This is a genomic window from Pseudomonas sp. SA195, from assembly GCF_054131565.1.
On the sequence record NZ_CP096392.1, the window covers coordinates 1,950,521 to 1,974,646 of the forward strand.

The 24,126-nt window shown below is 58.5% G+C and carries 20 protein-coding genes; 18 read left to right on the forward strand and 2 right to left on the reverse strand.

Annotation, left to right across the window (positions count from 1 at the left end):
• The first annotated feature begins 155 nt into the window (after nucleotides 1-155).
• The 6 genes from zipA to fliS all read left to right on the forward strand — a co-directional run bounded on the left by zipA (nucleotide 156) and on the right by fliS (nucleotide 7,960).
• A complete protein-coding gene (zipA, locus tag M1D78_RS09085; RefSeq protein ID WP_437419570.1) occupies nucleotides 156-989 on the forward strand; it encodes a cell division protein ZipA in 834 nt (277 codons plus the stop codon).
• 199 nt (nucleotides 990-1,188) lie between these two features.
• Nucleotides 1,189-3,555, forward strand: coding sequence for an NAD-dependent DNA ligase LigA (gene ligA / locus M1D78_RS09090; RefSeq protein ID WP_437419569.1), 2,367 nt, complete (start codon nucleotides 1,189-1,191; stop codon nucleotides 3,553-3,555).
• Between the two features lie 450 nt (nucleotides 3,556-4,005).
• The gene (locus tag M1D78_RS09095) at nucleotides 4,006-5,511 is read left to right on the forward strand and encodes a flagellin (RefSeq protein ID WP_437419568.1); all 1,506 of its coding nucleotides are present in this window, start codon (nucleotides 4,006-4,008) and stop codon (nucleotides 5,509-5,511) included.
• Between the two features lie 71 nt (nucleotides 5,512-5,582).
• On the forward strand, nucleotides 5,583-5,939 hold the full coding sequence (locus tag M1D78_RS09100) for a flagellar protein FlaG (protein WP_437419567.1): 357 nt from the start codon (nucleotides 5,583-5,585) through the stop codon (nucleotides 5,937-5,939).
• A gap of 57 nt (nucleotides 5,940-5,996) precedes the next feature.
• Nucleotides 5,997-7,442 (forward strand): flagellar filament capping protein FliD, encoded by a 1,446-nt coding sequence (gene fliD / locus M1D78_RS09105; RefSeq protein ID WP_437419566.1) that lies wholly within the window; start codon nucleotides 5,997-5,999, stop codon nucleotides 7,440-7,442.
• 128 nt (nucleotides 7,443-7,570) lie between these two features.
• A complete protein-coding gene (gene fliS / locus M1D78_RS09110) occupies nucleotides 7,571-7,960 on the forward strand; it encodes a flagellar export chaperone FliS (RefSeq protein ID WP_437419565.1) in 390 nt (129 codons plus the stop codon).
• Nucleotides 7,961-8,029: 69 nt separating this feature from the next.
• On the opposite strand, the gene ppnP is transcribed toward fliS, so the two are convergent.
• Nucleotides 8,030-8,311: a pyrimidine/purine nucleoside phosphorylase gene (ppnP, locus tag M1D78_RS09115; RefSeq protein WP_437419564.1), complete on the reverse strand. Its 282-nt coding sequence runs from the start codon at nucleotides 8,309-8,311 to the stop codon at nucleotides 8,030-8,032.
• 145 nt (nucleotides 8,312-8,456) lie between these two features.
• Here ppnP and M1D78_RS09120 point away from each other — a divergent pair, with 145 nt between their 5' ends.
• Complete coding sequence (locus M1D78_RS09120) at nucleotides 8,457-8,708, forward strand: YkgJ family cysteine cluster protein (RefSeq protein WP_437419563.1); 252 nt, start codon at nucleotides 8,457-8,459, stop codon at nucleotides 8,706-8,708.
• Nucleotides 8,709-8,760: 52 nt separating this feature from the next.
• On the opposite strand, the gene gltA is transcribed toward M1D78_RS09120, so the two are convergent.
• Nucleotides 8,761-10,032 (reverse strand): citrate synthase, encoded by a 1,272-nt coding sequence (gltA, locus tag M1D78_RS09125; protein WP_437419562.1) that lies wholly within the window; start codon nucleotides 10,030-10,032, stop codon nucleotides 8,761-8,763.
• 361 nt (nucleotides 10,033-10,393) lie between these two features.
• On the opposite strand from gltA, the gene sdhC reads away from it, so the two are divergent.
• From sdhC to M1D78_RS09180, 11 genes are all read left to right on the forward strand, one after another.
• Complete coding sequence (gene sdhC, locus M1D78_RS09130; RefSeq protein ID WP_437419561.1) at nucleotides 10,394-10,768, forward strand: succinate dehydrogenase, cytochrome b556 subunit; 375 nt, start codon at nucleotides 10,394-10,396, stop codon at nucleotides 10,766-10,768.
• The gene (gene sdhD / locus M1D78_RS09135; RefSeq protein WP_437419560.1) at nucleotides 10,762-11,130 is read left to right on the forward strand and encodes a succinate dehydrogenase, hydrophobic membrane anchor protein; all 369 of its coding nucleotides are present in this window, start codon (nucleotides 10,762-10,764) and stop codon (nucleotides 11,128-11,130) included. Before sdhC ends, sdhD begins: the two co-directional genes overlap by 7 nt.
• A gap of 3 nt (nucleotides 11,131-11,133) precedes the next feature.
• A complete protein-coding gene (gene sdhA / locus M1D78_RS09140) occupies nucleotides 11,134-12,906 on the forward strand; it encodes a succinate dehydrogenase flavoprotein subunit (RefSeq protein WP_437419559.1) in 1,773 nt (590 codons plus the stop codon).
• A gap of 10 nt (nucleotides 12,907-12,916) precedes the next feature.
• Complete coding sequence (locus M1D78_RS09145; RefSeq protein ID WP_437419558.1) at nucleotides 12,917-13,621, forward strand: succinate dehydrogenase iron-sulfur subunit; 705 nt, start codon at nucleotides 12,917-12,919, stop codon at nucleotides 13,619-13,621.
• A gap of 282 nt (nucleotides 13,622-13,903) precedes the next feature.
• The gene (locus tag M1D78_RS09150) at nucleotides 13,904-16,735 is read left to right on the forward strand and encodes a 2-oxoglutarate dehydrogenase E1 component (protein WP_437419557.1); all 2,832 of its coding nucleotides are present in this window, start codon (nucleotides 13,904-13,906) and stop codon (nucleotides 16,733-16,735) included.
• 70 nt (nucleotides 16,736-16,805) lie between these two features.
• On the forward strand, nucleotides 16,806-18,038 hold the full coding sequence (odhB, locus tag M1D78_RS09155) for a 2-oxoglutarate dehydrogenase complex dihydrolipoyllysine-residue succinyltransferase (protein ID WP_437420362.1): 1,233 nt from the start codon (nucleotides 16,806-16,808) through the stop codon (nucleotides 18,036-18,038).
• A 96-nt stretch (nucleotides 18,039-18,134) separates the two neighbouring features.
• Nucleotides 18,135-19,571, forward strand: a complete 1,437-nt coding sequence (gene lpdA, locus M1D78_RS09160; RefSeq protein ID WP_437419556.1) for a dihydrolipoyl dehydrogenase — start codon at nucleotides 18,135-18,137, stop codon at nucleotides 19,569-19,571.
• Nucleotides 19,572-19,744: 173 nt separating this feature from the next.
• The gene (gene sucC / locus M1D78_RS09165) at nucleotides 19,745-20,911 is read left to right on the forward strand and encodes an ADP-forming succinate--CoA ligase subunit beta (RefSeq protein ID WP_437419555.1); all 1,167 of its coding nucleotides are present in this window, start codon (nucleotides 19,745-19,747) and stop codon (nucleotides 20,909-20,911) included.
• On the forward strand, nucleotides 20,911-21,798 hold the full coding sequence (gene sucD, locus M1D78_RS09170; RefSeq protein WP_437419554.1) for a succinate--CoA ligase subunit alpha: 888 nt from the start codon (nucleotides 20,911-20,913) through the stop codon (nucleotides 21,796-21,798). The genes sucC and sucD overlap by 1 nt, the downstream gene beginning before the upstream one ends.
• A 211-nt stretch (nucleotides 21,799-22,009) precedes the next feature.
• A complete protein-coding gene (gene brnQ, locus M1D78_RS09175) occupies nucleotides 22,010-23,320 on the forward strand; it encodes a branched-chain amino acid transport system II carrier protein (RefSeq protein ID WP_437419553.1) in 1,311 nt (436 codons plus the stop codon).
• Between the two features lie 70 nt (nucleotides 23,321-23,390).
• The gene (locus M1D78_RS09180; protein WP_437419552.1) at nucleotides 23,391-24,116 is read left to right on the forward strand and encodes a DUF599 domain-containing protein; all 726 of its coding nucleotides are present in this window, start codon (nucleotides 23,391-23,393) and stop codon (nucleotides 24,114-24,116) included.
• The last annotated feature ends 10 nt before the right edge of the window (nucleotides 24,117-24,126 follow it).

Here is a 24,126-nt window from a genome sequence, read left to right on the forward strand (position 1 = left end):
GCACCGCGTAGAACCTATAAAAGAGCGGGGGCGGGCGGTGCACATCGACCGTTCGTCGTGCTAGTTTAGAGCGCAATTTTTACGATGCGGAGCAGAGCCTGTTCAGCGGCTCGGAAACTGCGTCTTTATCTTCGATTTCAGGGGTTTGAGCATTAATGGATATCGGTCTGCGCGAGTGGCTGATCCTCATCGGCATCATCGTCATCGCTGGCATTCTGTTCGATGGCTGGCGGCGGATGCGCGGTAGCAAGGGCAAGTTGAAATTCAAGCTGGACCGCAACATTGCCAACAGTTTTCCTGACGATGATTCGAATAACGAGGTGCTCGGCCCCCCACGCGTGGTCAGCCGCAATGCCGAACCCTCCTTCGATGAAACTGACTTGCCTACGATGAGCGCTCGTGAACCTTCTCCAGTGCGCGAGTCTTCCAAGCGCCGCACCAGTGAGCCTCGGCAGGGTGATCTGCATTTTGCCGACGAGCCCGTGCCGACTCTGCTCGATCCGGTCATCGATGAGCATGAAGAAGAGGCGGAGCAGGATGAGACCGACCCGTCGCCGGTCGAAGAGGTGCTGGTGATCAATGTGATCTCGCGTGATCCGTCCGGCTTCCGTGGGCCTGCATTGCTACAGAACATTCTCGAAAGCGGGCTGCGGTTCGGCGAGATGGACATCTTCCATCGCCACGAAAGCATGGCTGGCAACGGCGAGGTGCTATTTTCCATGGCCAATGCCGTCAAGCCCGGCACCTTTGACCTCGACGACATCGACCACTTCACTACCCCGGCGGTCAGCTTCTTCCTAGGCCTGCCGGGCCCACGCCATCCGAAGCAAGCGTTCGACGTCATGGTCGCAGCGGCGCGCAAGCTTTCGTCCGAACTCAACGGCGAACTGAAGGATGATCAGCGCAGTGTGCTCACGGCCCAGACCATCGAGCACTACCGGCAGCGTATCGTCGAATACGAGCGCCGGCAGATGACACTCAAACGCTAAGCAGCATTCCACACCGGGCCATCGCGCCCGGTGTCGTTTATCTGGGGTGCCATGACAGTCGGTGTGCCGCAGACTGGTCCGCTCGAATCTCGCAAGACTGCCGTCACGTGCGCAATTCGTTAGAATCCGATGCCTCCCTATCAACCATGGCGCGCTGATGCAGTCCAAATCAGCACAGCCCCAGCTACGGCTCCGACCCATGCCTTCCGCCCAGACTGCTGCCGAGCGCATTGCCGAACTGCGCAGCGAAATCGACGCCCACAACTATCGTTATTACGTACTCGACGAACCCAGCGTTCCCGACGCCGAATACGATCGTCTGTTCAACGAACTCAAGGCGCTCGAGGGTGAGCATCCAGAATTGGTGACACCTGAGTCGCCAACCCAGCGCGTCGGCGGTGAGGCATTGGCCGCATTCGGTCAGGTTCGCCACGAAGTACCAATGCTGAGCTTGGGCAATGCCTTCGAAGAACAGGATTTACTGGACTTCGACCGTCGCGTTCGCGAGGGGCTGGATATGCCGGCCGGCGATCTGCTCGGCGATGGCGTAGCGGTGGAATACAGCTGTGAGCCCAAGCTCGACGGCTTGGCGGTCAGCCTGTTGTACGAAAATGGCCACCTCGTGCGTGGCGCTACACGAGGGGATGGCAGCACGGGCGAAGACATCAGTGCGAACGTGCGTACCGTACGCAACATCCCGCTTAAATTGCACGGCAGTGGCTGGCCGCAGGTCCTTGAAGTACGTGGCGAGATTTACATGCCCAAGGCGGGCTTCGAGGCGCTCAATGCCCGACAGCTCGAAAACGGCGGTAAGACATTCGCCAACCCCCGCAACGCAGCAGCCGGTAGCCTGCGCCAGCTGGATTCCAAGATCACGGCGAGCCGCCCGCTCGAGCTTTGCGCCTACGGCGTAGGGCGCAGCGACGGCGAGTTGCCGGGGACGCATATCGGCATCCTCGAGGCGCTCAAGGGCTGGGGGCTGCCCATCAGCCGCGAGCTGAAGCTCGCCCGTGGCGTGGCGGAGTGCCGTGCCTATTACCAAGCCATCGGCGAAAAGCGCGACGCTTTGCCTTATGAAATCGACGGTGTGGTGTTCAAGGTCAACTCGACCGCACAACAGCGTGAGCTCGGCTTCCGTGCCCGTGAGCCGCGCTGGGCCATCGCACACAAGTTCCCGGCGCGCGAGGAGGTGACTGAACTGCTGGATGTGGAGTTCCAGGTTGGGCGCACTGGCGCGATCACCCCGGTGGCGAGGCTCAAGCCGGTCCAGGTTGCCGGCGTCACTGTGTCCAACGCCACACTGCACAACATGGACGAGGTGGCCCGCCTGGGCGTGATGATCGGCGACAGCGTGATCGTGCGACGCGCAGGCGACGTGATTCCGCAGATTCTCGGAGTCATTGCCGATCGCCGTCCCGCGAATGCACGCGCCGTCTCGGTACCCACCGAATGTCCGGTCTGTGGCTCAGCGGTCGAACGTACCCAGTTGATCAAACGCAGCAAGGGACGGGAGTCGGTCAGCGAGGGCTCGATCTATCGCTGCGTTGGGCGTCTGGCCTGTCAGGCACAACTGAAGCAGGCCATTATCCATTTCGTGTCGCGCCGGGCGATGGACATTGACGGGCTGGGCGACAAGATCGTCGAACAGCTGGTCGATACTGGCCTGGTTTCCTCACCCGCCGATCTCTATTCGCTCACCTATGAGCAGGTGCTCGGGCTCGAGGGGTTCGCCGAGGTGTCCAGCCGTAACCTGATCAAGTCCATCGATGCCAGCCGCACGCCAAGTCTTGCCCGATTCGTTTTCGCCCTCGGCATTCCCGACGTTGGCGAGGGGACGGCCAAGCTTCTGGCGCGCTCACTTGGATCGCTTGACCGAATCAGCCGGGCGCTGCCGGACGTGTTGATCTACCTGCCGGACATCGGCCTGGAAGTCGCGCACGAAATTCACAGCTTCTTTGAAGACGAGCACAACCAGCAGGTCATCCGCCAATTGCGCGAGCGCGGCGTTGAGCTGCAGGAGGAGGGCGAGGTGCACGCCGAGTTTGCCGCCTGTGCGACGCTGGCCGGCCTGCTCGATAACCTGAATATTCCTTTTATCGCCACGACCGGGGCCAAGCGTCTGGCCGAACGGTTCGGCACGCTCGATGGCGTGATCGAGGCCGACTGGCTCGACCTGCGCCAGGTCGAACGCCTGAATGAAAAGGCCGCTCGCGCGCTACGCGATTACTTCGACGACCCCGCCAATGCCGCGCGCGCCCGCGCCGTCGAAGCCCAGCTTCGTGAGTTTGGCATGCACTGGCAAAGCGAACGGAAGGCGGCGGAAGGCCTTCCACTCGCAGGTCAGACCTGGGTACTCACCGGAACGCTGGAAAGCATGAGCCGTGACGAAGCCAAAGCAAAGCTTGAGGCGCTTGGCGCGAAGGTATCGGGGTCGGTGTCAGCTAAGACAACGGTCGTGGTCGCAGGGCCGGGTGCAGGTTCTAAGCTCGCTAAAGCCAACGAGCTGGGCCTCACCGTTGCGGACGAGGACGACTTCCTCCAGCGCCTCTCGAGCCTAGGGGCTTAACGACACCGAAAGGTTGGGCATCTATTGTCCGGCCTTATACCCAGCGATATTCACCGCGAGCCCGCCCGTAGGAGCCAGCTTGCTGGCGATCATGTCGCGTGGTCAGCGACTAGCCTCGCAAGCGGCTCTCCCGCCAGCCCAGCCCTCCCTGCTCCGACTCCTGACTCAAATCGACCAGCGCTACGTCTGCTGCCTTCTCAACATTTCCGTTTAAAGTTTTCCACCACCCGTCCGAAAATCTTCGCAGGCGGGCTCGTTTGCTAGCGCGCTCGCTGGTGTCGTACAGGTTGTTCTCGGGGCTTGCAAAAATTTTTCAACTGCCTCCTAAAGCTCACCGAAACGACGCCGATAAGCTAATCGAATGCGAACTCAATGGGTGCCTGGGCAAACAGCCGGCCCGGAGTCGCAAGCTCAGGCAACCAAAGTAACTAGCGCCCTTGGAGGCTCATCATGGCTCTTACAGTCAACACAAACATTGCGTCGCTCAATACTCAGCGCAACCTGCAATCTTCGTCCAGTGCGCTCAGCACCTCCATGCAGCGCCTGTCCACCGGTAGCCGGATCAACAGCGCGAAAGATGACGCGGCCGGTCTGCAGATCTCCAACCGTATGACGAGCCAAATCAATGGCCTGAATGTGGCTGTCCGTAACGCAAACGACGGCATTTCGCTGGCGCAAACAGCCGAAGGCGCGCTTCAGCAGTCCACAAACATCCTTCAGCGTATGCGGGACCTTTCGTTGCAGTCAGCGAATGGAACGAACGACTCGACCGACCGCAAAGCGCTGCAGAAAGAGGTTAGCGCGCTTCAGGATGAGCTTACCCGCATCGCCGACACCACCACATTTGGTGGGCGTAAGGTGCTTGATGGCTCGTTCACTAACGTGGACTTTCAGGTTGGTGCGAATGCGAATGAAACCATTAGTGTCTCGGTTGGTGCTGCTAGCGCCACCGATCTAGGCACCAATACGGTCAAAGGCCGTGCAGGCGCCGGCACAATGTTCGGGACCGCTACCGCCGCTGCAGCCGCCATTCCAGCCGCAGGTAACGGAATGACTGCAAACACCCTGACGATTACTGGTCCAGAGGGGCAGGCAACAACCGCGTCCGTTGGCGGCGCCGCGGGATCAAGCGCCTCTGCAGTCGCTGCGGCAATCAATGCGAAGGAATCTGAGACTGGAGTCAAGGCCGAAGCCAAGACCAAGGCAGTCCTCTCTGGTCTGGATGGCGTAGGCCAAGTCAGCTTCACATTGGCTGGGAAAGACGGGGCTTCCGCGTCGATATCTGCAAACGTGAGTGATGCTACTGATCTTTCAAGTTTGCGCGACGCAGTGAATGCCAAGTCCTCTACCACTGGCATTACTGCAAAGATTGACGATAAAGGGTCTCTCACTTTCGAGGCGAAAGACGGCAGTAACATTGGCATCTCCGACTTCGCTGTTGGGTCCGCAGGCAACCAGACCGCGACGCTTAAGTCGTACGATTTTGACGATAATGTGGTTAGCACCGAAACGCTGACTGAGGGCTCGACTGATTCCGTGCTCGTGAGTGGTGATGTTCGCCTAACGGCTTCGAGTGGCTTCAGCGTACAAGCCAGCACAGATGCTACGATCTTTGCTGCTACAGCGACTAACTCACTAAAGGAAACCGTTCAGTCGATTGACATTGGCGATGTAAACGGGGCGCAGAAGGCGATTAGCATAATCGACTCAGCACTGGCTCAGATCGACAATACTCGATCCAATCTTGGTGCTGTCCAGAACCGTTTCGATAACACTATCTCGAACCTGCAGAGTATTTCGGAAAACGTCTCGGCTGCCCGCGGCCGTATCCAAGACACCGACTTTGCAGCGGAAACCGCCAACCTGAGCAAGAACCAGATCCTGCAGCAGGCTGGTACCGCGATTCTGGCCCAGGCCAAGCAATTGCCGCAGGCGGTTCTGAGCCTGCTCCAGTAATCGAGCGAGAAAGGCGTTAGCGATGGGGGTAGGGTTAGCTCTGCCCCCATTGATTCATGAGAGGTGAATCAATGGACGTCGGAAAGATACCGGGCGGAGCTACATCGCCCATTACGGCTAGTTCTTCACCCAGCTTCTTAAAGGAAGTTGGGTTTTCTGCGTCTGGAAATCTGGATAAGCCGCAACAACCCGATGAGGCTGACAAACCAGTCGATATGATCGATTTGGTGGAGCGGTTTCGTTCACAAGTGCAAAGCATTCAGCGCGATCTGAATTTCAGTGTCGACGATTCAACCGGCGATGTAATTGTCCAAGTCATCGACGGTGACTCTGGAAGGGTAGTCCGGCAGATACCGTCGGAGGAAATTCTCCGGCTAACCGAGCGGCTGGACGAAATGCGCAGCTTGATGTTTGAAGCCAAAGCATAGTCGGTACGTTTTTTGTATCGAACTGATGGCTAACATTTTCTTGACGAGGTTATGGCTATGGCTGACGTAGGTATTGGTTCCGGTATCAACATCGGGAGTATCGTGTCCAGCATGGTCGCGGCTGAGCGTGCACCGAAAGAAGCGCAGCTCGCCACGCTCGAAAAAAAAACCACTACCCAAATCACCGCTATCGGCGCCTTGAAAGGTGCTATTAGCGATTTCCAGACGGCACTTGGCACATTGAACAAGGCCGATCTTTTTCAAGCGCGTTCAGCGACTTCCAGCAAGTCGGATCTGGTCGGGGTAACTGCCAGCACGACTGCCGGCGCCGGCACGTATCAGGTTGAAGTTAAAAGCCTCGCAACCAATAGCAAGGTAGCACTTGCCGCGGTTCAGAATTCCGCCGAAGCGCCCGCTGCCTTTGCTAGCGGCACGCTTGATATTTCCCTAGGCGTACCTGGATCTCCGCCCTCAAAAGAGACCTTTTCCGTCACGATCGACGAGAGCAATAACAGCCTTGCCGGCATGCGCGACGCGATCAATGAGGCCGGGAAAGAAAAAGGCGTTAGCGCCACGGTCGTGACTGATGAGTTTGGCTCTCGACTCATATTGACTAGCAATAAGACAGGTGCCGGTCGCGATATCACCGTCGCGGTTGCCAATGAGACGGCAGCCACAACTGGCCAGACCGCACTGTCTGCGCTTGCCTTCGACGGTAGTTCTTCCAGCACTGGGGGCGGAGCGCGAGTGCTTTCACAGGCCCAAAGCGCCGAGCTGTACGTCGATGGCTTGAAGGTCATCAGTGAGAACAACAAGGTCGACGGCGCAATCGAAGGCGTTACGCTCGATCTAAAGGCCAAGACTGTTGCCAGCGAGCCACTGACCATTACTGTCGCGGAGGACAAAGCCGGCGTTAAGAAGCAGGTCCAATCGTTCGTTGATGCGTACAACAAGCTTATTGGCGTGGTTAACGCACAGACGAAGGTAACGCCTGTTGGCGATGGGAAGACGCCCGTCACCGGCGCACTTGTCGGCGACGCAACGGCGCGTACGCTGCTCGGCACGATCCGCAATGAGTTGGTTAACACGCAGGGCGACGGTGCCATTCGTGCCCTGACCGATATGGGTATTACGACCCAGAAAGACGGCACGCTCGGCATTGACAGCACCAAGATGGACAAGACGCTGGCTAACAACTTCGAGCAATTGTCCGGGTTCTTCACGGGCGATACCGGGCTGGCTGCGCGGCTCGACGCGAAGCTCAAGCCCTATACCGAAACCGGCGGGATTCTCGAACAGCGCAACAAGGCGATGACCGAGACGATCACGAAGATCGACAAGCAGAAGGAAGATCTCGACCGTCGTATCACGTCGTTGCAGGAGCGGCTTCTCAAGCAATTCAACGCAATGGACACGCTGGTGGGCCAGTTGTCGAACACCTCTGCAAGCTTGTTGGCGTCGCTTGAAAACCTGCCTTGGGCAGCCAACAACTCAAAGAACTGAACTAGCTTTACGAACGAAACCGCCGCTTAGGCGGTTTTTTCGTTCTGGCCGCTCCGATTGCTATCAAGCTTGGGCGGCGTCGACCGATAAGCTGTACATGCAAACGATGTAGCAAGGGGCTTATCCAAATGTACGCAATGTCAGCAATGAAGCAGTATCAGCAGGTTGGCGTTAACGCCCAGGTAACCGAGGCTGATCCGCATCGCTTGATCCAGATGCTGATGCAGGGTGGGCTGGATCGTATCGCTCAGGCAAAAGGGGCGATGGAGCGCAAGGAGTTGGCTGAGAAGGGTGAGTTGATTGGAAAGGCCATCAACATCATCGGCGGTCTTCGCGACGTGCTGGACAAGGCTGCGGGCGGTGAGCTAGCGGATAACCTGGATCGACTCTACGAATACATGACGACCCGCTTGTTCGAGGCGAGCCGTCACAATGACGTTGACAGGCTGGATGAGGTGTCCGGGTTGTTGGCTGAAGTCAAGTCGGGCTGGGACGGCATAGCGGGTCAGGCGAGGTAAGCGACCTTTAATACTGCATACGCCTTAAACCAAGGGCACCGCTCGACAAGTTCGACGGTGCCGTTTTTGTTAGCGGTACTCGCAGAGATAGGCTGTATCGCTGGTAACCTTGAGCTGGAACTTGCTGTTGGCCGGCACGGTGAATTGACTGCCCGCAGCGAAGGTCTCGTAAACGCTACTGCCCGGAAGCTTCACGTCCAGGCTTCCCGCGACGACATGCATGACTTCGAGCTGGCTAGTGCCGAACTCGTAGTTGCCGGGCGCCATGACCCCAATAGTTGCTGGGCCTGCTGCCATCTCGAACGCGATCGACTTGACAGTGCCATCGAAGTACTCGTTTACCTTGAACATTGCAGTTGCCTTCAAGTGTGGAAAAGGGCGCTAAGTATGCCCAAGCGCATGGTGCGCGTCATCTGCGGACGTCTGCCGGAATGAGCGTGCCGAGGCTATTGGACGGCCTTATTATTGCCGCCGTTTTGGTCTGGAGATTGGCTGAATGGATTGTCGCGCGGGCTGTGGTGCTTGTTGTGTAGCGCCCTCTATCAGTACCCCGTTGCCCGGTATGCCAAACGGGAAAGCAGCAGGCGAGCGTTGCCTGCATCTCACCTTGACTAATCTATGTGGGATATTCGGCAGCGCTTTGCGTCCGCCGGTATGCGATGCGTTCAAACCGGATGAAACGGTTTGCGGCGCCAGTCGGGAGGAGGCCATACGGCTGCTTGGCTGGTTGGAGAATGAAACAAGTTGAGCAAACAAAAAAGGCTGCCCAGGGGCAGCCTTTTGCGTTACCAGCCGAACAATTAGCGCGGCATGTCGCGCTTCGGGTGGCCGGTATAGAGCTGACGCGGGCGGCCGATTTTCTGGCCGTTGGCGATCATTTCCTTCCAATGCGAGATCCAACCCACGGTACGAGCGAGGGCGAAAATCACGGTGAACATACTGGTCGGAATGCCGATAGCCTTGAGGATGATGCCCGAGTAGAAGTCCACGTTCGGGTAGAGGTTGCGCTCGGCGAAGTAAGGGTCGTTGAGCGCGATCTCTTCCAGCTTCATCGCCAGTTCAAGTTGCGGATCGTCGATGCCCAGTTCGCCTAGAACCTCATCGCACGTCTGCTTCATGACCTTCGCGCGTGGGTCGAAGTTTTTGTAGACACGATGACCGAAGCCCATGAGTTTGAACGGATCGTTCTTGTCCTTTGCCTTGGCCAGGAATTTTTCGATGTTGGAAACATCGCCGATCTCGTCGAGCATGGTGAGTACGGCTTCGTTCGCGCCGCCGTGTGCCGGGCCCCAGAGAGCAGCGATGCCTGCGGCGATACAGGCGAACGGGTTGGCGCCTGTCGAGCCAGCAAGGCGGACGGTGGACGTGGAGGCGTTCTGCTCGTGATCCGCGTGCAGGATGAAGATGCGATCCATAGCCTTCGCCAACACTGGGCTGATCGGCTTCACTTCACACGGCGTGTTGAACATCATGTGCAGGAAGTTTTCCGCATAGTTCAGGTCGTTACGCGGATACATCATCGGCTGGCCCATGGAGTACTTGTAGACCATGGCTGCGAGCGTTGGCATCTTGGCGACTAGGCGCACTGCGGAGATTTCGCGGTGATGCGGGTCGTTGATGTCCAGGGAATCGTGATAGAACGCGGAGAGGGCGCCAATGACACCGCACATAATCGCCATCGGGTGAGCGTCGCGGCGGAAGCCGTTCAGGAACGACTTAAGCTGCTCATGCACCATCGTGTGGTTCTTGACGGTGCTGACAAACTTAGCTTTTTCCTCTGCAGTCGGCAGTTCGCCGTTGAGCAGCAGGTAGCAGGTTTCCAGGTAGTCGGCCTTCTCGGCCAGTTGCTCGATCGGGTATCCGCGATGCAGCAAAACGCCTTTGTCACCATCGATATAGGTGATCTTGGATTCGCAAGAGGCGGTCGACATGAAGCCGGGATCAAATGTAAAGCGACCCGTGGAGGTCAAGCCTCGTACGTCGATTACGTCGGGGCCTACGGTACCGGTTAGAACGGGCAGTTCGATGGCGTCTGCGCCTTCGATGACCAACTGCGCTTTTTTGTCAGCCATGTATGGCCTCCTGTTTTATGCTTGGAATCATCATGGCCCCCCACGCAGGGCCCGCATCACTATAGTGAGATAAGCCACAAAGTCAATTTGCGCGGACCCTCGTCGCAGAGGGCGTTTGGAGGGTGAATTCGCTACACAGAACGACTGTTTACGGCATTTATATAGGGGTCGCCATCCGCCTTTAGTGGCACTTCACCACATTGTCATTAGCCACCTAACTGTTTATACTCGGAAACCGACCGGCAGGGGGCTCACAGGCAGTTTTCCTGTAGGTTGTCACTCGTGGGTGGCGGGTACCGCCTGGTGCTCTTCCCAACAACTTTGCCCTGCGTCTCGGGGCTCTCAAGTGTGAAAAAAAGCCGTGAAAAGCCAACGACCTGTAAACCTAGATATTAGGACAATAAAACTACCTATCACTGCCTATACATCGATCCTGCATCGTGTGTCCGGCGTGGTTCTGTTCGTCGGTGTCGCCATCCTGCTACTCGCGCTGGATACCTCGCTTTCTTCTGCCGAAGGTTTCGAAGAGGTGAAGGCGGTTCTGGGTAGTCCGCTGGCCAAGCTGGTGGTCTGGGCGCTGCTGTCGGCGCTTCTCTATCATCTGGTAGCTGGGGTGCGTCACCTGATCATGGATGCCGGGCATGGCGAGACGCTGGAAGGCGGCAAGCTGGGCTCGAAGATCGTCCTGGCCGTTTCGGCTGTGCTGATCGTTCTGGCGGGAGTGTGGATATGGTAACCAACGTCACGAACTTCTCGCGCTCGGGTCTTTATGACTGGATGGCTCAGCGTGTGTCGGCAGTTGTCCTCGCGGCTTACTTCCTATTCCTGATCGGATACCTGATTGCCAATCCAGGGCTTGAGTTCTCGCAGTGGCGCGGGCTGTTCTCGTCGAACTGGATGCGCATTTTCAGTCTTCTTGCATTGGTTGCCTTGAGCGTTCATGCATGGGTTGGTATGTGGACGATTTCCACCGACTACCTGACCAACATGGCGATCGGTAAGTGGGCTACCGGTGTGCGTTTCTTGTTCCAGGCAGTGTGTGGCATCGCCATGTTCACTTTCTTCGTCTGGGGCGTGCAGATTCTTTGGGGTATCTGATTCATGGCTAGCATTCGTACTCTTTCCTATGACGCCATCATTGTCGGTGGTGGCGGTGCCGGGATGCGCGCTGCACTGCAGCTGGCCCAGGGCGGCCACAAGACTGCGGTGGTGACGAAGGTATTCCCAACTCGCTCCCACACCGTTTCTGCTCAGGGTGGCATTACCTGCGCCATCGCTTCGGCTGATCCGAATGACGATTGGCGCTGGCACATGTACGACACCGTCAAGGGTTCCGACTATATCGGTGACCAGGACGCGATCGAATACATGTGCTCGGTAGGCCCTGAGGCCGTATTCGAGCTCGAGCATATGGGGCTGCCTTTCTCCCGTACCGAGCAGGGCCGCATCTATCAGCGTCCGTTCGGTGGGCAGTCGAAGGACTACGGCAAGGGTGGGCAGGCAGCTCGTACCTGCGCCGCGGCGGACCGTACCGGTCACGCGCTGCTGCATACGCTCTATCAAGCTAACCTAAAGGCTGGCACCTCGTTCCTTAACGAGTGGTACGCAGTCGATCTGGTAAAGAACCAGGATGGCGCGATCGTGGGCGTGATTGCGATCTGCATCGAGAACGGCGAGACGGTCTATATTCGATCCAAAGCCGTTGTGCTGGCGACCGGTGGTGCGGGCCGTATCTATGCCTCGACCACTAACGCGCTGATCAACACTGGTGACGGTATCGGCATGGCGCTGCGTGCGGGTGTGCCGGTACAGGACATCGAGATGTGGCAGTTCCACCCGACCGGCATCGCCGGTGCTGGCGTTCTCGTGACCGAGGGTTGCCGCGGCGAGGGTGGTTATTTGATCAATAAGCACGGCGAGCGCTTCATGGAGCGTTATGCGCCAAATGCTAAGGATCTGGCTGGTCGCGACGTGGTTGCACGTTCTATGGTCAAGGAGATTCTTGCGGGCAATGGTTGTGGTCCGGATGGCGACCACGTGATGCTGAAGCTCGATCACCTGGGCGAGGAGGTTCTGCACAGCCGTCTGCCTGGTATCTGCGAGCTGTCGAAGACCTTTGCTCACGTCGACCCGGTTACTGCGCCTGTTCCTGTCGTTCCGACCTGCCACTACATGATGGGCGGTATCGCCACCAACATTCATGGGCAGGCAATGACGCAGGATGCCAGCGGCAACGACAAGATCATCGAAGGTCTGTTCGCTGTGGGCGAAGTGGCGTGCGTGTCGGTTCACGGTGCCAACCGCCTCGGTGGCAACTCGCTGCTCGATCTGGTCGTGTTCGGTCGTGCGGCTGGTCTCCACTTGGAGAAGGCGCTCAAGGACGGTATCGAGCATCGTGGTGCGACCGAAACCGACCTCGACGTCGCTCTGAATCGTCTGTCCAGCCTTAACGAGCGCACTGCCGGCGAAGACGTCGCGCCGCTACGCAAGGAACTGCAGAGCTGCATGCAGAATTACTTCGGTGTATTCCGTACGGGTGAATACATGCAGAAGGGTATCGCTCAGCTCGCGGAACTGCGCCAGCGCATCGCCACGGTCAAGATTGCCGACAAGAGCCAGGCGTTCAATACGGCACGGATCGAAGCACTCGAACTGCAGAACTTGCTCGAGGTCGCAGAAGCTACTGCCGTCGCCGCTGAGGCTCGTAAGGAATCTCGTGGTGCGCATGCGCGTGAAGACTACGAAGAGCGTGATGACGAGAACTGGCTGTGCCACACCCTGTACTACCCGGGTGAGAAGCGCGTAGCCAAGCGCGCCGTTAATTTCTCTCCGAAGACTGTTCCGACTTTCGAGCCCAAGGTTCGGACTTACTGAGGTCGCCGATATGTTGCAAGTGAGTGTTTATCGCTACAACCCGGAAAAGGACGAAAAGCCTTACATGCAAGACTTCCAGGTCAATACCGATGGTAAAGACCTGATGGTTCTTGACGTGCTAGCGCTCATCAAAGAACAGGATGAAGGTTTCTCATACCGTCGGTCCTGCCGCGAAGGCGTTTGTGGTTCCGATGGCATGAACCTGAATGGAAAGAACGGTTTGGCGTGCATTACGCCGCTGTCTTCAGTGGTCAAAGGCAACAAACTGGTCGTTCGTCCACTGCCTGGTTTGCCGGTGATTCGTGACTTGGCCGTTGATATGGGCATCTTCTACAAGCAGTACGAGAAGGTTCGTCCGTATTTGATGAACGATACGCCTGCTCCGGCTATCGAACGTCTGCAGAGCCCGGAAGATCGCGAGAAGCTGGATGGTCTGTACGAGTGCATCCTGTGTGCATGCTGCTCGACTAGCTGCCCGTCGTTCTGGTGGAACCCCGACAAGTTCCTCGGCCCGGCTGCGTTGCTGCAGGCTTATCGTTTCCTGGCTGACAGCCGCGACACCGAGACCGAGAACCGCTTGGCTGCGCTCGATGATCCGTTCAGCGTCTTCCGCTGCCGGGGCATCATGAATTGCGTCAGTGTTTGCCCCAAGGGTTTGAACCCGACCAAGGCAATCGGCCATGTGCGCAACATGTTGCTGCAAAGCGCGACCTGATAGGTCACGGGTTCGCCGTTATCTAGGTAGCATCGGGTTCATAGCGTTACCGTGACACCTACGGCGCCAGCGTCAAACTCGGCGCCGTAGTTTTAGTAGGAATCTGGCTTACAAGGTCGGGTTCCACTCTGAAAATAAACGACCAGCAGGAGCATCCGAGGTGGTTCTCGGAAACTATCTGCGCGGTCCGTAGTGGCTTTACCTGAGTCGCTGCTACAGAACTTGGGAAGTCATGCTGCGGTCTCCACGCTGGTGGTGTCTCCTTATCGAAGGTGACCAGACATGCAAGAAAGCGTAATGCAGCGCATGTGGGACAGTGCCCACCTATCCGGTGGTAACGCTGCCTACGTGGAAGAGCTCTATGAGCTCTACCTGCACGATCCCAACGCTGTGCCCGAAGAGTGGCGCACCTACTTCCAGAAGCTGCCTGCTGCCGGCGGCGCTGCGTCCGATGTATCGCATTCCACAATTCGTGACCATTTCGTGCTGCTGGCCAAGAACCAGCGTCGTGCCCAGCCTGTTTCTGCAGGCAGCGTAAGCAGTGAGCACGAGAAAAAGCAGGTTGAAGTCCTGCGGCTGATCCAGGCCTACAGAATGCGTGGCCATCAGGCTGCACAGCTCGATCCCCTCGGTTTGCAACAGCGCCCTGTCCCTGCGGACCTGTCGATCAATCATTACGCACTTACCGATGCCGACCTGGATACTGTCTTCCGTACCGGTGATTTGGCAATGGGCAAGGACCAAGCGACTCTCCGCGAGATTCGCGAGGCGCTGCAGGACACCTACTGCCGTACTATCGGTGCCGAATTTACCCATATTGTCGATTCCGAACAGCGCAACTGGTTCATCCAGCGATTGGAAAGCGTCCGCGGTCGTCCTGCGTTCTCCAGCGAGATACAAGGGCATCTGCTCGAGCGCCTGACCGCTGCCGAAGGCCTGGAAAAGTATTTGGGTACCAAGTACCCGGGCACCAAGCGCTTTGGTCTGGAAGGCGGCGAAAGCTTGATTCCGTTGCTGGACGAGATCATCCAGCGCTCGGGCTCCTATGGCACCAAAGAAATCGTCATCGGCATGGCACACCGCGGCCGTCTGAACGTATTGGTCAATACATTCGGCAAAAATCCGCGTGACCTTTTCGACGAGTTCGAAGGCAAGAAGGTCGAAGGGCTGAGCTCCGGTGACGTCAAATATCACCAAGGCTTCTCGTCTAACGTGATGACGCCCGGGGGCGAAATTCACCTTGCCATGGCCTTCAACCCGTCTCACCTGGAAATTGTATCTCCGGTGGTCGAGGGTTCGGTGCGTGCACGCCAGGATCGTCGCTGCGATGCGGTAGGCGACAAGGTCTTGCCGGTCACCATTCACGGTGACGCTGCCGTAGCAGGGCAGGGCGTGGTCATGGAAACCTTCCAGATGTCCCAGACCCGTGCTTATCGGACTGGCGGCACGATCCGCATCGTGATCAACAACCAGGTCGGTTTCACGACCAACAAGCAGGAAGACGCGCGCTCCACCGAGTACGCGACCGATGTCGCGAAGATGATCCAGGCGCCGATCTTCCATGTGAACGCTGACGACCCGGAAGCCGTTCTGTTCGTCACGCAACTGGCTGTCGACTACCGCATGCAGTTCAAGCGTGACATCGTCATCGATCTGATCTGCTATCGCCGCCGTGGCCACAACGAGGCGGATGAGCCGAGTGGCACCCAGCCTCTGATGTACCAGAAGATCGCCAAGCAGCGCACGACGCGCGAGCTGTATGCCGACGCCCTGACCCAATCCAGCGTTTTGGACGGCGAAAGTGTGCAGGCTAAGGTCGACGAGTACCGCACTGCGCTGGATAACGGCCTGCATGTGGTCAAGAGCCTGGTCAAGGAGCCGAACAAGGAACTGTTCGTTGATTGGCGTCCGTATCTGGGCCATGCCTGGACTGCCCGCCACGACACGCGCTTCGACCTGAAGACGCTGCAGGAATTGTCGAACAAGCTGCTAGCTGTTCCGGAAGGCTTCGTCGTGCAGCGCCAGGTGTCGAAGATTCTCGAGGACCGCCAGAAGATGGGCGCAGGCGCGCTCGCGATCAACTGGGGTTACGCCGAGACGCTGGCGTATGCCACGCTGTTGTTCGAAGGCCATCCGGTTCGCATCAGTGGTCAGGACGTTGGCCGTGGCACCTTCTCGCACCGCCATGCGGCGCTGCACAACCAGAAGGATGGCAGCACGTACATCCCGCTGCAGCACCTCTACGAAGGCCAGCCCCGTTTCGACCTGTACGACTCGTTCCTCTCGGAAGAAGCCGTACTGGCGTTCGAATACGGCTACGCCACGACCATGCCTAATGCACTGGTAATCTGGGAAGCTCAGTTCGGCGATTTCGCTAACGGTGCTCAGGTCGTGATTGACCAGTTCATCACCAGCGGCGAGCACAAGTGGGGTCGGCTCTGTGGACTGACCATGCTGCTGCCGCACGGCTACGAAGGGCAGGGGCCGGAGCACTCATCGGCCCGTCTGGAGCGCTACCTGCAGCTGTGTGCCGAGCACAACATTCAGGTCTGCGTACCGACTACGCCGGCTCAGGTCTACCATATGCTCCGTCGCCAAGCGATCCGGCCTCTGCGTAAGCCGCTGGTAGCCCTGACGCCGAAGTCGTTGCTGCGTCATAAGCTTGCCACTTCGACTCTGGAAGATCTCACGCAGGGCTCGTTCCTGACCGTGATTCCCGAAGTCGATCCGATCGAGCCTAGCAAGGTCGAACGCATGATCATGTGCAGCGGCAAAGTCTATTACGACCTGCTCGACAAGCGTCGTGCTGAAGGACGTGAAGATATTGCGATCATCCGTCTGGAACAGCTGTATCCGTTCCCGGAAGAGGATCTGGCTGAAGTGCTCGCGCCGTACCAGAACCTCAAGAGCATCGTCTGGTGCCAGGAAGAACCGATGAATCAGGGGGCTTGGTACTGCAGCCAGCACCATATGCGTCGGGTTGCCGTTGCGCACAAGAAGGAACTCTTCCTGCAGTACGCCGGTCGTGAAGCTTCTGCCGCGCCTGCCGTGGGGTATGCGTCCATGCATGCCGAGCAGCAGGAAAAGCTGCTTCAGGACGCGTTCACCGTTTAATCATTCATTTGCAAGAGGCCGCGGTTCACGCGGCCTCGATGTAAAACCCGAATCAATAGGACCCCAGCTAATGGCTATCGAGATCAAAGCCCCCCAATTTCCGGAATCGGTTGCTGACGGCACCGTTGCGACCTGGCACAAGCAGCCAGGCGACGCGGTCAAGCGCGACGAGCTGATCGTCGACATCGAGACCGACAAGGTCGTGATGGAAGTGTTGGCCGAAGCCGACGGCGTGCTGACCGAGATCGTCAAGAACGAAGGTGACACCGTCCTCAGCGGCGAACTGCTCGGCAAGCTGGAAGCCGGTGCTACTGCTTCGGCTTCTTCCGCTCCGGCCGCCGCGCCTGCTGAGGCTGCAGCGCCTGCTGCAGCCCCCGCTTCATCGGCAGCGGCTGGTGGCGAAGATGCAATCCTGGCGCCGGCGGCTCGCAAGCTGGCAGAAGAAAACGGTATCGATCCAAATAGTGTCAAAGGCACTGGTAAGGACGGTCGAGTCACCAAGGAAGACGTGGTCGCAGCGATCGAGGCGAAGAAATCTGCTCCTGCTGCTGCGAAGCCAGCTGCCAGCGCGGCCGCTGCACCGGTCGCCGCTGCGGGCGATCGTACCGAGAAGCGTGTACCAATGACCCGTCTGCGCGCGAAAGTCGCAGAGCGGCTGGTCGAAGCGCAGTCGAACATGGCGATGCTGACGACGTTCAACGAAGTCGATATGACTGAAGTCATGGCGCTGCGTTCGAAATACAAAGACCTGTTCGAGAAGACCCATAACGGCGTTCGCCTGGGCTTCATGTCCTTCTTCGTCAAGGCTTCCGTCGAGGCACTGAAGCGCTTCCCGGCCGTGAACGCCTCGATCGATGGCACCGATATCGTCTACCACGGTTACCAGGATATCGGGGTGGCTGTCTCCAGCGATCGCGGCCTGGTCGTACCGGTTCTGCGTAACGCTGAGCTGATGAGCCTGGCAGAAGTCGAAAATGGTATCGCTACCTTCGGCAAAAAGGCTCGTGACGGCAAGCTGTCAATCGATGAAATGACTGGCGGCACCTTCACCATCACCAACGGCGGTACGTTCGGTTCGATGATGTCGACTCCAATCGTGAACCCGCCGCAGGCAGCCATTCTTGGTATGCACAACATCATTCAGCGTCCCATGGCGATCAATGGCCAAGTTGTCATCCGTCCTATGATGTACTTGGCGCTGTCCTACGATCACCGCTTGATCGACGGCAAGGAAGCGGTGAGCTTCCTGGTGACTATCAAGAACCTGCTGGAAGATCCGGCCCGCCTGCTGCTGGATATCTAACAAGCGTCACGGGCTGCATTCAGAAGGCTAGGCATATGCCGGGCTTGCTGACTGCGGCCTTTTGACTTTTGCTGCACGCACTCAAGAGGATTCCAAATGAGCCAGAAATTCGACGTCGTCGTCATCGGTGCCGGCCCCGGCGGTTATGTAGCAGCCATTCGCGCAGCGCAACTGGGTCTGAAGACCGCTTGCATCGAAAAATACCAGGGTAAGGAAGGCAAGACCGCACTCGGCGGTACCTGTCTGAACGTTGGTTGCATTCCCTCCAAGGCACTGCTGGACAGCTCCTACAAGTTCCACGAGGCCCATGAGAGCTTCAAGGTCCATGGCATCAGCACTGGCGAAGTGGCCATGGACGTTCCGACGATGGTGGCTCGCAAGGACCAGATCGTTAAGAACCTCACCGGCGGCGTTGCGGCCTTGTTGAAGGCGAACGGCGTCACTGTGTTCGAAGGCCACGGCAAGTTGCTGAGCGGCAAACAGGTCGAAGTGACTGGCCTGGACGGCAACGCCCAGGTACTCGGTGCCGACAACGTCATTCTCGCGTCCGGCTCCAAGCCCGTCGACATTCCGCCAGCTCCGGTGGACCAGAAAATCATCGTCGATTCCACCGGTGCGCTGGATTTCCAGAGCGTGCCGAAGAAACTGGGTGTCATCGGTGCCGGTGTGATTGGCCTGGAGCTGGGCTCGGTTTGGGCGCGCCTGGGTGCTGAAGTCACCGTGCTCGAGGCCATGGACAAGTTCCTTCCGGCCGCGGACGAGCAGATCTCCAAGGAAGCCTTCAAGGTCCTGAGCAAGCAGGGCCTGAAGATTCTGTTGGGCGCGCGCGTCACGGGTTCCGAGGTGAAAGGCGAGCAAGTCACCGTCAACTTTACCAACGCCGAAGGTGAGCAGCAGGAAACCTTCGACAAGCTGATCGTCGCTGTAGGTCGCCGTCCTGTCACCACAGATCTGCTGGCAGCCGACGCGGGCGTCGACATGGACGAGCGCGGCTTCATCTTCGTCGATGACCAGTGCGTGACCAGCGTACCTGGCGTGTACGCCATCGGTGACGTGGTTCGAGGCGCGATGCTGGCACATAAGGCGTCCGAAGAGGGTGTCATGGTCGCCGAGCGGATCGCTGGCCACAAATCGCAGATGAACTATGACCTGATTCCGTCTGTCATCTATACCCATCCTGAAATCGCATGGGTCGGCAAGACCGAGCAGGCATTGAAGGCAGAGGGCGTTGAAGTCAATGTCGGAACTTTCCCGTTCGCTGCCAGCGGTCGCGCCATGGCCGCCAATGACACGGCGGGGCTGGTCAAGGTCATCGCTGACGCCAAGACCGACCGCGTGTTGGGTGTGCACGTGATGGGGCCGGCCGCTGCTGAACTGGTTCAGCAGGGCGCGATCGGCATGGAGTTCGGCACGAGCGCTGAAGACCTCGGCATGATGGTGTTCTCGCACCCGACCATGTCCGAGGCGCTGCATGAAGCAGCGCTGGCGGTGAATGGCCACGCCATCCACATCGCCAATCGTAAGAAGCGCTAATCGCGCAGAAACGGCGATCTTCGCCTGGCTCTTCGGAGCGGCGAAGATCGCCGAATACCTTCAATGAAGGTATGACAGGTCCTTGAAAGGTATCTTGGATAGTTTTCAGCGACTTGAGGTGGACGCCGCGGTGCGCGGCGTCCGACGCAGATCTAAACCGAACGGTAGCTAAGATGAATCTTCACGAATATCAGGGTAAGCAACTGTTTGCCGAATACGGATTGCCAGTATCCAAGGGCTATGCAGTCGACAGCCCCAAGGAAGCGGCCGAGGCATGCGATCTGATTGGTGGTTCCGAGTGGGTCGTCAAGGCCCAGGTTCACGCCGGTGGTCGTGGCAAGGCGGGTGGCGTCAAGCTGGTGCGCAGCAAGGACGAAGCCCGTGCATTTGCCGAGCAGTGGTTGGACAAGCGCTTGGTCACTTACCAGACGGATGCCAACGGGCAACCGGTCAGCCGCATCCTCGTTGAAGCCTGCACTGATATCGACAAGGAACTGTACCTGGGTGCGGTCGTCGATCGTGCTACCCGCCGCGTCGTGTTCATGGCCTCCACTGAAGGTGGCGTCGACATCGAGAAAGTCGCACATGACACCCCCGAGAAGATCTTGAAGGCAACGATCGATCCGCTGGTCGGCGCACAGCCTTTCCAAGGTCGCGAACTGGCTTTCAAACTGGGTCTGAAGGGAGACCAGGTCAAGCAGTTCGTCCATATTTTCGTCGGGCTCGGCAAGCTCTTCGTCGATTACGACCTGGCCCTGCTGGAAGTTAACCCGCTGGTCATCAAGAAAGACGGCAACCTGCATTGCCTGGACGCCAAGCTGAACATCGATAGCAACGCCATCTACCGTCAGCCCAAGCTGCGCGGTATGCAGGATCCGTCGCAGGACGATCCGCGCGAGGCGCACGCTGCCAAGTGGGAGCTGAACTACGTCGCACTCGACGGCAACATCGGTTGCATGGTCAACGGCGCGGGCCTAGCGATGGGCACGATGGATATCGTCAACCTGCACGGTGGCAAGCCGGCGAACTTCCTTGACGTTGGCGGTGGCGCGACGGAAGAGCGCGTGACCGAAGCGTTCAAAATCATCCTTTCCGACGACAACGTCGCAGCCGTCCTGGTCAATATCTTTGGCGGCATCGTTCGTTGCGACATGATTGCCGAAGGCATCATCGGCGCGGTGAAAGAAGTCGGTGTGAAGGTACCGGTCGTTGTTCGTCTGGAAGGTAACAACGCAGAGCTCGGCGCCAAAATGCTGGGTGAAAGTGGTCTGAACATCATCGGGGCGACCAGCCTGACCGATGCGGCCATTCAAGTCGTCAAAGCCGCGGAGGGCAAGTAATGAGCGTCCTGATCAATAAAGACACCAAGGTTATTTGCCAAGGCTTTACTGGCTCGCAGGGCACCTTCCACTCCGAGCAGGCGATCGAGTACGGCACCAAGATGGTTGGCGGCGTGACCCCGGGCAAGGGCGGCACCACGCACCTTGGCCTGCCGGTATTCAATACGGTCAAGGAAGCCGTCGAGGCTACTGGTGCCGATGCGTCGGTGATCTACGTTCCCGCACCGTTCTGCAAGGACTCCATCCTTGAGGCCGTGTTCGGTGGCATCAAGCTGATCGTCTGCATCACCGAGGGTATCCCCACCCTCGACATGCTTGAAGTCAAGATCAAGTGTGACGAGATGGGCGTTCGCCTGATCGGCCCGAACTGCCCGGGCGTAATCACGCCCGGCGAGTGTAAGATCGGTATTCAGCCTGGCCATATCCACATGCCAGGAAAGGTCGGCATCGTGTCGCGCTCGGGCACCCTGACCTATGAAGCGGTCAAGCAGACCACCGACGCCGGCTTCGGCCAGTCGACCTGCGTAGGTATCGGCGGCGACCCGATTCCGGGCTCGACGTTCATCGACATCCTCAAGCTGTTCCAGGAAGACCCGCAGACCGAGGCGATCGTCATGATCGGCGAAATCGGTGGTTCGGCCGAGGAAGAAGCTGCGGCGTACATCAAGGCCAACGTCACCAAGCCGGTGGTTTCCTATATCGCAGGCGTGACGGCTCCGGCTGGCAAGCGTATGGGCCACGCGGGTGCGATCATCTCTGGTGGCAAAGGCACGGCTGACGAGAAGTTCGCTGCGCTGCAAGATGCGGGCGTGAAGACCGTCCGTTCCCTTGCCGATATCGGCAAAGCGCTCGCCGAGATTACCGGTTGGGACGTCAAGCAGGCCTGATTCGGGCTGCTTCAAAAAATGCCAGCCAGGCCTCGCCTGGCTGGCATTTTCGTTTATATCGCAGCCTTCGTTGTTGAGCGGCTGCAGGCGGCCGCTTCGGGCTCGCCTGGCATGCGCGTTTCCTTTATGGTGCGTCCTTTTTCCAAAGAGCGGCTCTACGGAACTGCCTGGCGCACCTGCGCCACCACTCAAAGCATCTGGTAATGAAACAATGATTCGATTGAAAGGCCTGGATTTATTGGCCCTGGGATTCATGACGTTTGCGCTGTTTCTAGGCGCCGGCAATATCATCTTTCCGCCCAGCGCGGGCCTCGCTGCCGGGCAGAATATTTGGGCGGCAGCGGTTGGCTTCCTCCTCACCGGCGTCGGCTTACCCTTGCTCACCGTTGTGGCGTTGGCGCGCGTGGGTGGCGGGATGGATCGGCTCACGGCGCCTCTTGGTCGCGGCGCCGGCGTCCTGCTCGCGGTAGCGGTGTATCTAGCCATCGGCCCATTATTCGCTACGCCGCGAACGGCAGTCGTCTCTTTTGAAATGGGCGTCGCGCCGTTCACAGGTGATGCCGCAGCGCCGCTTTTTGGCTATACGGTGGCGTTCTTCGCCGCAACGCTGTTCCTGGTGCTGAATCCCGGTCAACTGGTCAATCGGGTCGGCAAGTTCATCACCCCGGTATTGTTGGCTGCCCTGCTAGTGTTGGGTGGGGCAGCGTTGTTTTCGCCAGCAGGCGACATAGGCACGACAGTCGAGAGTTACCGTGCCAGTCCCATGCTCAAAGGGTTTCTCGAAGGCTACTTGACCATGGATACGCTGGGCGCCCTGGTATTCGGCATCGTGATTGCCACCGCCATCCGTGATCGTGGTGTGTCGGACGCCGCGCTCATTACCCGTTACTCCATGATCGCCGGTGCAATCGCGGCGATTGGCCTATCACTGGTCTACTTGGCCTTGTTCTACCTGGGGGCGACCAGCCAGGGCATCGCGGGCGATGCGCAAAATGGTGTGCAGATCCTTACCACCTATGTCCAGCATACCTTTGGCACGACCGGCAGCTTGCTGTTGGCTGTCGTCATCACACTCGCCTGTCTGACCACGGCGGTGGGCTTGACGACCGCTTGCGGTGAGTTTTTTAGCCAGCTGCTTCCGGTCAGCTATCGGGTGGTCGTGGTGGTGTTCACCGGGTTCAGCTTGCTCGTGGCGAACCAGGGCTTGACGCAACTGATCAGTGTCTCGGTGCCGGTGTTGGTCGGGCTCTATCCGCTGGCCATCATGCTCGTGGCGCTCAATTTGCTAGACCGGTGCTGGGTGTCGCCGAGCCGCATTTTCGTTCCGGTAATGCTCGTCACGCTGGTGTTCGGTGTCGTCGATGCACTTGCGGCCGCCGGTTTTAACGGATTGATACCAGCGTTTTTCGCTGAGCTTCCGCTGGCTGCGCAGAGCATGGGATGGCTGGCTCCGGTGCTGGTCACCCTAGTGCTTGCAATCGTCGTAGATCGGCTGCTCGGCGCCCGACGGGCATTGGCGTAGGCGGGGCATCTGCGCATGGGCTAGGGCGTTTCGCTCGCTATAATCAGGCCCATGCGTCCAAGGGGGTGCCATGTTCATACCGAGTCATTTACTGCCTCACATTGCTGCGGTCGCCTGGTTCATTGTGTGTTGGGTCGGCTACACCCGGTATGCGAGCTGGAAAGCGCGGGATACAGCCTGCCTGGCCAGCGTCCTGCATCTGTATCGGGAAGACTGGATGCGTCGGATGCTGCTGCGGGACAACCGCATCGCCGACGCGAACGTCATCGGCAACCTCGAGCGCAATGCGTCCTTCTTCGCATCCAGCACGTTGATCATTCTTGCCGGTGTCCTGACCGCCCTGGGTGCATCCGATCGGGCGGTTTCACTGTTAGCCGACCTGCCATTCGCGCAACCGGTAAGCCGGGGCCTTTCGGAGATCAAGTTGTTGGCGCTTGCCATGGTCTTCGTCTATGCGTTCTTCACCTTTAGCTGGTGCATGCGGCAGTACAACTTTGCCGCTGTGTTGGTGGCGTCTGCGCCCATGGCCGGCGAGCGCAACGTCAATGACCAGGAGCGCAGACTCTTCGCAGACCGAGCCGCTCGGGTGATCTCGATGGCGGCTAACCAGTTCAATTTCGGGCTGCGAGCCTATTATTTCGGGATGGCGACGCTTGCCTGGTTCGTAAACCCCTGGTTCTTCATGACCGTCACGGCGGGCGTGGTGATAGTGCTGTATCGCCGCGAATTCCACTCCGATGTGCTGGAAGTCATGGTATTCACGCCAACCTTGCCCATCGACCCGCCGAAGGAATAGGGCGGCCGAC